Raw genomic sequence first — 10,218 nt, forward strand, 5'->3', positions numbered from 1 at the left:
GCCGGCGCGGAGCGTGACCGCGTTACACGAATTGGAACTGGTTCTGAGTAAGGCTCGACATCGCGACATTCTTCAGAGTGACCGAGTCGGTGGCGCTGATCGCGATGATCGTATCGGCGCCCGACTGGCGCGCGGCTCCGAGCAGATGCGTCCAATCGGCGAAAACCGAGTGACCGAACTGCATCGTGTCGGTGGAATTGAAGCCGTCGACGACATCCTGTCCGAAGCCGGAGCCGCCGCCATGGAGTCCGATCAGGACATTGGAGCCGACCCAGGCGTTTACATTGCCGCCGACGATATCGACATGCGAATCGTCATAGACTGTAAGCCGCCCGCCCTGGGCGAGATTCACATCGGCGTCGCCAGCGATCCATATCGCGTCATTGGGGCCGGAAACACTCACCGTGTTTCCGACGCCATACACGCCTGTCGAGACATTCGAGCCGATTGTTTCGGTGACATTGTTACCGACGACATCGACGCGTGAATTGTCGAGCGCGACCAATGTCCCGCTCTGAGAAAAATTGACATGATTCAGGTCCGCGGCGGAGGCGTTCTGGCCATTGCCTCCGATCCATATCGTGTCGCCGGAACCGGACACAGTCACCGTCTCGCCACGACCGAAAACCCCTGTCCAGTCGTTCGATCCGACCTGCGCCGTAACTCTGTCGCCGAATATATCCACGTGCGAATCGTTGAGAACGACGGCCGTTCCGCCTTGCGAGAAATGGACATAGTCCTTGTCGGCGCCGGAGGCCTGCTGGCCGTTGCCGCCGATCCACACCGTATCATTCGCGCCCGAGACATTCACCGTGTCTCCGCCGCCGATAAACCCGGCCCAGACATCGGCTCCGACCGACCCGGTGATATGGTGGCCGAATATATCGACATGCGAATTGTCGCTTACCGTCACCGTCCCGCCTTGCGAGAAATAGACGTAATCCTTGTCGGCGTCGGAAGACTGCCGGCCGTTGCCGCCGATCCGCACCGTGTCACCAGCGCAGAGGGCGTTCACCGTGTCGCCGCGGCCGACCACAGTGGCGCTGGTGTTCGATTGGATCCACAAAATATCGTTGTCGCCCGTCGCGGTCACCACGTCGCCATTGCCGAGAATGCCCGCCCAGACGTTCGATCCGAGCTGCGCGACCACCCCGTCGCCGAACGCGTCCGCATGCGAGCCATTTTCGACGACGACCTTCCCGCCTTGCGAAAAATACACGTAGCTTTGACCGGCGGAGGCGTGGCTGTTCCCGCCGATCCATACTTCGTCGCCGACGCCGGCGACGTGCACGACATTGCTGGCTCCGTAGATGCCGGTCGTGACATTGGACCCGATATATTCCGTGACCTGATTGCCCTCGATGTCGACGCGCGAGTTGTCGCTGACAGTCACCGTCCCTTGCGAAAGTTTCACGTGGTTCGAGTCCGCGGCGGATGGGTTCTGACCGTTGCCGCCGATCCACACATTGTCGCCAGCCCCCGATGCAGTCACCATATCGCCAGATCCGATGACGCCGACATTGATCGCAGCGCCGATATTGACCGTATCGCCGGAGCCGATGACGATCGTATGCGAATTGTCCGGGACAGAGACCGGCCCATTCGAAACGCTTCGAACATCGACGGCGCTCGCCGAACTATTGCCGAGGAAGGCGCTGTCCCACAGCACCGCTCTGAGCGGGTTCGACGCGCCTGTCGCCGAGGGGTCGAACCCGGGATTGGCGGCCAGATAGGCGTCCATCGCACGCACGAACAGGCCGATCTTCTCGACGCCGATCGTCCGGCCGGCGGCGTCGCCTACGGACTCGAGCTTCGAGTAGTCGTTCGCGAACCAGCTGCGGATCGTCACGGCATCCGTCGCGCTGACAGCTCGAAGGAGGAGATCGTCGCCCGACCGCGAGAACCAAATACGCGTGAGATCGAGGCCGGCGCCGAGTGCGAGCCGGCCGCTCGGACCGGCGTTGCCCGTTGCGCCATTGACGATCGCGTCCCGGCCATCGTTGGCGTCGAACTCATAGGTGTCGTTGCCGCCGCCGCCGGTCAGCGTGTCAGCGCCCCGACCGCCGCGGAATATGTCGTTGCCTGCGCCGCCGAGCAGCGCATCATCGCCACGGCCGCCGTCGAGCAGATTGCCGGTCGAGTTGCCATACAGCGTGTCATTGCCGTCGCCGCCGAAACCCTTGCCGAGATTGCCGTTCACCGTGACGGATATTCCATTGACTAAAGAAGCCGACGTTCCCGCGCGCAAATCGATGACGCTGTTGCCGGTCGCGGCGGCGGCATTGAAGCTGTCGCTCGACGTGACCGGCGTGATGCTCGCGCCGCCCGCGTATTCGTCGGTGAATATCCATTGCTCAGGCTGAGACGTCGGCGCGCCGTAGAATTTGACGTTCCAGTTCGGCGGCGAATAGACGAAAGGTTGTCCCGTCGATGTATCGACCAAGGCCAGCGCCCAGCCTAAAGGCGCGGCGCTATTCTCTCCCATATATTGCACAGTGTCATAGTTGAAAACGAGATGCTGGTGACCATCGGCTTCCGTGATGACGTCGCCAGGGGCGGCGCTCTCCCCGTAAAGGATCACGGATTGGTCCGACAGATAATAGACCGGGTCGGAGACATGCCCCCAAAGACTATAGGGCGTGCTGGTCGCCAAACGGCCCAGCACGATCTCCGTGTTTGCGAGCGGCACATTCGTGAGGTCGAGATCGACCGTCACTGCCACATGCTCGAGGGTCATTCCCGTTACGCCGGGCGCGACCGAGAAATATCCGTATTGATAGGTGTAGGACCCGAAACCGATAATGCCGTTGTCGTTGACGAAGTTCGGCGTGACCGAAACCGCCAGTTGCTCGACAGTGGGAGTTTGGGTCGGCGACTGCGCCAAATTGGCGAAGGTCTCTTGGTTCTGCCATGTCTCAGCGAGCCGCACGGCGGCGCGCGCGTCCACTTCGCCGAACCCGTAATCCAGGCTGTAATGCAAGCCGCGGCCGTTCCAATTGCCCGCCCTGTTCGTTGTCCATACGTTGTAGGGGTCGGTCGACGTGGGCGTGGGATCGTTCACTTTTTTCGCAGAATAGGCGAGAATTTGCTGAACGTCCCGGTAGCCGAGGTTCGGATTGGCTTGCAGCATCAGCGCCACCACGCCCGTGACGATGGGGGTGGCGAACGACGTTCCTTGCGCGGTCACATAGTCGGAACCGAATTGCTGGCCGAATTCGTTGACATAAGTGACGCCGGTGGACGGGATGTTGTTTGCCGGCGCCGATACGAGAATCGAGCTGCCAGGTTCACTGAAGGGCTGCCCGGAAAGGACGAGCGAGCCGAGATCGGTCGTCGCATTGATGCCGCCGACGGTAATTCCAAACAAAGAATTCGTCTCGTTCAGATCCTGGGTCGTTCGGCCGCCCGCTCGGTCGTTGCCACCGGCGAAAACGAGAACCGTTCCGAGCCCGCCGCGGCCATTGGCGACCGCATTGACGTATGTCTGGTAATAATCGGGATTGTGGAAAAAGTTGTCGATGAATGGCGGGCTGAAGTTCCAACTGTTGTTGACGACGTCGAAATGGGACCAGTCCAAGAGATTGTTCAGATTGGTGGTCGGATCCTGCGGCAGCGCTTCGCTGCTGATCGTCGCGTCATAGGCGACGCCGACCGCTCCGGCGCCGTTGCGAGCCGCGCCGATCACGCCGGCGACAAGAGTCGCATGCGTGCCGATCCGCTCGACGCCAGGAGAGCCGTCGATGCGCTTCGAGACGCCGGAATTGGCGGCGAGATCGGGGTTCGAAAAATCGACGTTGCCGGTGGGATCGAACACCGCAATCTGGACGCCGGCGCCAGTATAGTCCTTCCACACCGGAATGACGTCGGCGGAACTCAGGAACCATTCGCTGTCGAACAGCGAGTCCGTCGGCAAGTCCGGCGTATTGAGATAGACCGTGGCGGTCATCTCGGCGGTGTTGGTCCCGCCGATTGCCTGCACGGTCGCGCCGTGGTTCCCGGAACTGTCCTGGACGTGATAGCGAAAGCTCGGAACGCCGCCATAGCCAGACCTCGGCGTGAAAGTGATCGTCGAGCCATCCGCGCTCAGCGCAACTGAACCGCCATTCACCTGACCCGAGTTGCCGCGCGCTATGGCGTTTCCATTGTTGTCCAGCAGCTCACGGATGGACAAAGTTTTGCCGGCATAGTCGATGTCGTTGGCGAGCAGGGTCGAGGCTGTGATGACATAACGGCCTGCGCCGTCGGTCTGAACCTTTGTTGGATCAGTCGTGTAGAGATAATCATTGGCCGGCATCCCCGCCGCGCCAGCGATGGTGACTTGGCTGATGTCCTTGAAATCGAGCGCGGTGACGTCCTTCATCGTGACGGAGCCGTCGCCATCCATACTATTCTTATTGGTGACGGTGATCGTGCCGTCGGCATTATGGGCAAGCGTATAGTCGGCGTAGCTGCCGTGGAAGCCGACGACGGAGAAGCCGTTCGGATTGCCGATGACCGTCAGCGTGCCAGAGCCCACATAGACTTCTGAATTATTCGTGCCGAGCGTGACGACGCTATTGCCGGGTCCGGCATAGATGACGTCGCTCGCGCCCGGATGCAGCGCGCCCCAATAGCTCAGCGACTGAGCATTGTCCGCCACAGCCTCGAGCGCGGCGCCGCGTGTCGTCTGGCCGCCATTCAGCGCCTGCACGAAGTCGTTCAGCTCGCTCGAAGACGGCGCGCGGCCGACGAGATTGGTGAAGATGCTGGTGACGAATTGCGAATTCGTTTGCGTCCCATAATGCGCCTGCCATTCGGCGCTCGTGACGATCGAGGACGCAGCCCCGACGCGGGTGACCTGGCCATTGTCGAGCGCATTCTTGTAACTCAGATAGCCGCCGAGATCGGCCTCGCGGCCGAGCCCGCCATTGTAGAGCCGCTCGACGAAAGCCGCGTTGGACGTTCCGCCCGCATTGACGTAGTTGGGTTGCGTCATCGCGCTGGAGCCGGAGCCGCCGTAGATCACGTCATTGCCGAGCCCCGCATGGACAACGCCGCCGCCCGGGCCCAGCTCGATCAGATCGTCGCCCTTGCCGCCCGCAATCGCTGCTGTCGCCGCGCCGCCGATGATGATATTGTTTCCTTCGCCGCCCTGGATGAACACATTCCACGTCGTCCCAGACGCATTGATCACGTCGCCGCCTACGCCGCCGACCACCTCCTGGAGATGGGTAGCCGCCATGTCGATCGTGCGGCCCTGCGCGCCGATCACCTTGGCGATATTGAAGCTGTGCGCCCCGGTTCCGCCATGCACGATCGTATCGGCGTTGACGAGGAACACATTGGTCCCCCCGCCGCCATAGAGCGTGTCCGCGCCGGTTCCGCCGCCGAGCCAATAGGTCCCCGTGTCATTGGCGTCGACGGTGATGACGTCGTTCTGGTTCGAGCTCAGCACGGCGCGGATCGAGTTCGAGATCGACGCTCCCGTCGTCTGGTCGGTCAAATGGCCGCCCGAGACGAAATAGCTGTGCGCGGTCGCATTCTGCGACACGAAGGTCGAGGCGACCGTCGGCCCGCCCTCGCTCAGCGAATTGACGATCACGCCGCCATTCGCCGTGACAGTGATGGCCCCCGCCGCATCGGTCTGGAAATCCACCGCCGCGACCTCGCCCTGCGCGCCGTCGCTCTTCGTGTAGACCGTACGATTGGTGACCGGGCTGCCGTTGATCGTCTCGCCGAGATTGCCGCTGCCGACGAGGCCGATCGAGGCGACGCCGAGCTGCGCCAGCGTCCGCAATTCGCCCGCATCGGTGACGCCATTCTGATTGGCGTCGTTCCAGACGGCGAGCTCGCTCCAATAGCTGCGCCCCGTCGCCGGATCGATCCGCGACGTCGCCGCGCTGAACGCCGTCGCGCCGGACTGCGCCAACGCGGCCAGCGCCGCGAGCCCGTCAGCGTATTGGCCCGGCGTCGCCCCGCCACGGAAGAATTGCGACAGCGTCTCGGTGATGTCGTCGATCTTGCCATTGCCATTGAGATCGAGCGCGACGATGCCGGTTCCCGGCTTCGCCCAGCTCGTGTGATGCAGCAATCCGTCCGGCGCGCCGCTGCCGTCGGTCTTCACGCCCGTGTCGAAATAGACGGTGTTGCCGATCCAATTGGAGACGCCGATCCCGGCGCCGGCGAGATCGATGAGCAGCGGATCGACATTCTCGACCGTGAGGCCGTTCCTGGCGATGGAGGTCACCGCGAGCGCGTCGATCACCGCCTGATTGGGATCGAGGACATTCAACAGGCCGGTCTGGGCGGTGAGATCGCTGGTGGGATCGAGCAGGCGCGCCCAGCCGGGCTGATATTGGCCGCTGCCGATCTCGGTCGCCCAGGTAGCGGCGGCATCGTCGGAGACCGCCTGCCAGGGCATGGACACGATCGAACCGGCTGAGCCGGCGATCTGATTGTTGAGCACGCTGCCAAAGCCGCCGCCGTCGGAGAAGGTCGGCTGCGTCAGGCCGCCCAGCGCCCGTACCGATACGTCGAGGAGGGAGTCGTCGAGCGAGCCGACAGGTTGACTGGCCAAAGATTGAACGATCGCGTGTAATCGAGCATCGCCAATTTGCGCTCCGCCCGCAGGCGGCGTTACAGCGCCTTGACTCTGTAATGTTTGATAAAGCTCGTAATCACTGGAATTATCGAAACTGGCGGTCGCGCCGTTGCTGTAGGTCACATCCACGCCGACGGAGATGCCTGCATCGCCGTCGCCCGTCGGAAAAGTAACCGAATTCTCGGTGCGCTTCACTCCGTTGACCGTCGGAGACGTTAGGGTCTGGTCGACAGTGGCCCGAATAAAGCCGTCGATCGTGTCATACCACCAGTGTTGTTTGGTGCCGTCCGCCAATGTGGCGTCGATCCCTCCTGTGGGATCACTCGGCGTCACAAGATGTGGCTGGACTGAAATAGGTTGCGGTGTGCCGTCATTGAAGAAGCTCAATCCAGTTCCACTGCCGCCGCCCAGCCCAAAAATGCCGCGAAGCTCGCCCGCGCCGCCGCTTGCCGGCGGACGCGCATAGACGAGAACCTCGCCATCCAGCCCGACAAACAGGATAACATCCTTGCCGGCGGGAATGCTTCCGCCCGTCGGCAGCGGTTGCAACTGACTAATGTCGACGTGCCGCGGATAGCTGCCGAAAGCCTGCTGAAAATTGGCCACGAAGTCTTTTGCGGCTTGCGAATTCAGGTCGCCCCATTTCGTCAACGCATATTGTTGGGCGTCCGATAAGGCGACGCCCGGCTGCAGAAATTGCCCGATCCACTTCGCGGTCCGCTCAACCATCGAATTGGCGAAGCCGCCATACGTCTGATATGCCGCTATGTCATCAGAAGCGGAGACAGAGGCGACATATTTCGCGCCGTCGTCATCATTCGGCGCTTCAAAACGGCGGCCGACAAAATCATTGAAACCCTGTGTGATGGCGTTCGCATTCGCGGCCGGCAGAGATTTGCCAGATCCGACAACATTGAAGCCTGCCGCTCTTTCGAGCGCATATTCTAAACTATAGCCTGCAGCCGCCGCGCTGAGACCGAATGCATAATTGCCGGCATCGGTAAACCTCGGATCAAATCCCCCCGAGTGGCCTCCTTGCCGCTGGGGATCGCCGCTGGCGCCCTGTGCGTAATGGGCAAAAAACCAGGACGAACCATTACCCACGAAGGTTGCCTGGTAGTGGGCCGCATTGATCTGTGACTGCAGACTGAATGTTTCCGGAATCAGAAGTCGTTGACCATTTACGAAGATCGGATTTCCATTCCGATCGACCGCCCCAACTGCATTCCCAAAAAAGGCCACAATATCTGTCATTTTTCCGCTCCATCAAGCGCAAGCTATCTGCTCGGCGATGCTTACTGCATGCGATGCCGTTCAAATTATCCTTAGGATCATGAATTGCCCGGTTTCAAAGTGGATGATGAAATATCGTAAGCTCAGCCATGTCCAGACAAAAGCTATCACGAGAGTGACTCCCTTGAAATCGCTCCCTTTGGTGGCAGCAAGGTCTTCACGATCCCCGTACGAAAACTCCTGTCTCAGGGCAGAGAAGCTCTTAACCAAGGCGACGCAAACCGCGCATCCCGACAACAGAACGACAAAGGTCTCGTGCGGCCAAATGAGCGGGACGCCGACCAGCGAAGCCACGGTGAATTGGAACCAGTCGGACGGGCTCACGTGATTGAACCATGCGCAAGAGATGCGAACGATGGATAAAAATAGTTCTACTCCCACGATCAAGGTAACGATGGGAAATGAAATCATATAAAAAGGGCGTGTCCGAATGCGCTCTGCCCAAGGCGGCGGCGATGGGATCCGCTCGATGGCAACCATTGCCAGCGATATCAGGACGAGGGCGACCAGCGGGAGCCAATACGCCAATTCGAGTACTAATTGGGGCAAAGGCTTCATTAGCCACCGTTCCGTATACGTTAGAGAGCGCTATCCGATCCAAAGTGGACCGAAAAAACTGAACTCTTATTCAGTGGGCGATTGGCAATGCTCAAACCCGAAAAATGTTTTCCAAATTTTCTGCATCTCCGCCTCCGCCGCGCCCCGGTTCCGCCATGGACGACGGTATCGGTGTTTACGAGGAACACATTGATCCCGCCGCCGGTCACGTCGGCGCCCGCGCCGCCGCCGAGCCAATACGTCCCGGTGTCATTCGCCGCGACGGAAATGACGTCGTTCTGATCCCGTGCTGAGACATGCATAGTTGCCAGCGTCGGTAAATCTCGGATCAAATCCCCCCGAGTAACCTCCTTGCCGCTGGGGATCGCCGCTGGCGCCCTGGGCGTAATGGAGAGAAAACCAAGATAAGCCGCTATCCTTGAAGGTTGACTGGTAGTGGGCCGCATTGATCTGCGACTGCAGACCGAACGCTTCCGGAATCAGAAGCTGTTGACCATTTACGAAGATCGGATTTCCATTCCGATCGGCAGCCCTTACTGCAATCCCAAAAAAGGCCACAATATCTGTCATTTTTCCGCTCCATCAAGCGTAAGCTATCTTCTCGGCGATGCTTTCTGCATGCGATGCCGTTCAAATTATTCTCAGAGTCATGAATCGCGCGGTTTCAAGGTGGATGATGACATATCGTAGACTCAGCCATGTCCAGATAAACGCGATCGCGAGAGTCAGTCCCTTGAGCTGATCATTCGCTTTGTTCGCAACAAGGTCCTCACGATCCTCATACGAAAGCTCGTGCCTCACGGCGGAGAAGCTCGTAACTAAGGCGACGCAAACCGCGCATCCTGACGCCAGCGCGATAAAAGTCTCGCGCGGCCAAATAAGAGACAACCGGACCAATGAGCCCACACCGAATATAAACCAGTCAGATGGGCTCACGTAATAGAACCACATGCGGAACGTACGAACGATGAATAAAAGTAGTTCTACTCCCACGATCAACGTGACGATGGGAAATGAAATCATATAAAAAGGGCGGGTTCTGATGCGCTCTGCCCAGGAAGGCAGCGACGGAATCCGCTTGAGGGCGACCATCGCCAGCGATACTAGGACAAGGACGACCAGCGGGAGCCAATATGCGAGCTCAAGCATCAATTGAGGCAAGGGATTCTTCATCAGGCCGCCATTCTGGTCTTATCGCTAGAGGTCGCCCGAAACGTTCGGCGAGGCTTCATCCGTATCTCTTCAGCGCAAGTCGCAACAGCGGATCCGTCTGCTCTCGATGCCGAATCGCTCCGAAGAAACCTTGGTCTCCTTTATAAGACGATCGACAAGGCCAAAACCCGAAGAATATTTTTCAATTTTTCTGCCTCTCCGCCTCCGCCGCGCCCCGGTTCCGCCATGCACGATCGTATCGGCGTTGACGAGGAACACATTGGTCCCCCCGCCGCCATAGAGCGTGTCCGCGCCGGTTCCGCCGCCGAGCCAATAGGTCCCCGTGTCATTGGCGTCGACGGTGATGACGTCGTTCTGGTTCGAGCTCAGCACGGCGCGGATCGAGTTCGAGATCGACGCTCCCGTCGTCTGGTCGGTCAAATGGCCGCCCGAGACGAAATAGCTGTGCGCGGTCGCATTCTGCGACACGAAGGTCGAGGCGACCGTCGGCCCGCCCTCGCTCAGCGAATTGACGATCACGCCGCCATTCGCCGTGACAGTGATGGCCCCCGCCGCATCGGTCTGGAAATCCACCGCCGCGACCTCGCCCTGCGCGCCGTCGCTCTTCGTGTAGA

5 protein-coding genes and 1 pseudogene are annotated in these 10,218 nt (G+C 60.2%); 1 reads left to right on the top strand and 5 read right to left on the bottom strand.

Annotated elements, in window-relative coordinates; all coding sequences use genetic code 11:
* Positions 1 to 22: 22 nt before the first annotated feature.
* Positions 23 to 6,556, bottom strand: a complete 6,534-nt coding sequence (locus Mspo_RS17145; RefSeq protein WP_159731875.1) for a S8 family serine peptidase — start codon at positions 6,554 to 6,556, stop codon at positions 23 to 25.
* A gap of 381 nt (positions 6,557 to 6,937) precedes the next feature.
* Here Mspo_RS17145 and Mspo_RS17150 point away from each other — a divergent pair, with 381 nt between their 5' ends.
* Complete coding sequence (locus Mspo_RS17150) at positions 6,938 to 7,255, top strand: hypothetical protein (RefSeq protein WP_159731877.1); 318 nt, start codon at positions 6,938 to 6,940, stop codon at positions 7,253 to 7,255.
* A 639-nt stretch (positions 7,256 to 7,894) separates the two neighbouring features.
* Here Mspo_RS17150 and Mspo_RS17155 read toward each other — a convergent pair.
* From Mspo_RS17155 to Mspo_RS17170, 4 genes and pseudogenes are all read right to left on the bottom strand, one after another.
* Positions 7,895 to 8,431 carry a hypothetical protein gene (locus Mspo_RS17155; protein WP_159731879.1) on the bottom strand — a complete coding sequence of 179 codons (537 nt, stop codon included), beginning with the start codon at positions 8,429 to 8,431 and terminating at the stop codon, positions 7,895 to 7,897.
* 249 nt (positions 8,432 to 8,680) lie between these two features.
* Complete coding sequence (locus Mspo_RS17160) at positions 8,681 to 9,001, bottom strand: hypothetical protein (RefSeq protein ID WP_159731881.1); 321 nt, start codon at positions 8,999 to 9,001, stop codon at positions 8,681 to 8,683.
* Positions 9,002 to 9,061: 60 nt separating this feature from the next.
* A complete protein-coding gene (locus Mspo_RS17165; RefSeq protein ID WP_159731883.1) occupies positions 9,062 to 9,604 on the bottom strand; it encodes a hypothetical protein in 543 nt (180 codons plus the stop codon).
* Between the two features lie 69 nt (positions 9,605 to 9,673).
* Positions 9,674 to 10,218, bottom strand: a pseudogene (locus Mspo_RS17170) (hypothetical protein); the annotation flags it as partial.

Origin of the sequence: Methylosinus sp. Ce-a6 (assembly GCF_009811655.1) — a bacterium.
Lineage (GTDB): Bacteria > Pseudomonadota > Alphaproteobacteria > Rhizobiales > Beijerinckiaceae > Methylosinus.

What these genes read in the sequence shown, in the direction of transcription:
- Mspo_RS17155 (WP_159731879.1), bottom strand. Translation starts at nt 8,431, where the DNA reads ATGAAGCCTTTGCCCCAATTAGTACTCGAATTGGCGTATTGGCTCCCG.
- Mspo_RS17165 (WP_159731883.1), bottom strand. Translation starts at nt 9,604, where the DNA reads ATGAAGAATCCCTTGCCTCAATTGATGCTTGAGCTCGCATATTGGCTC.
- Mspo_RS17160 (WP_159731881.1), bottom strand. Translation starts at nt 9,001, where the DNA reads ATGACAGATATTGTGGCCTTTTTTGGGATTGCAGTAAGGGCTGCCGAT.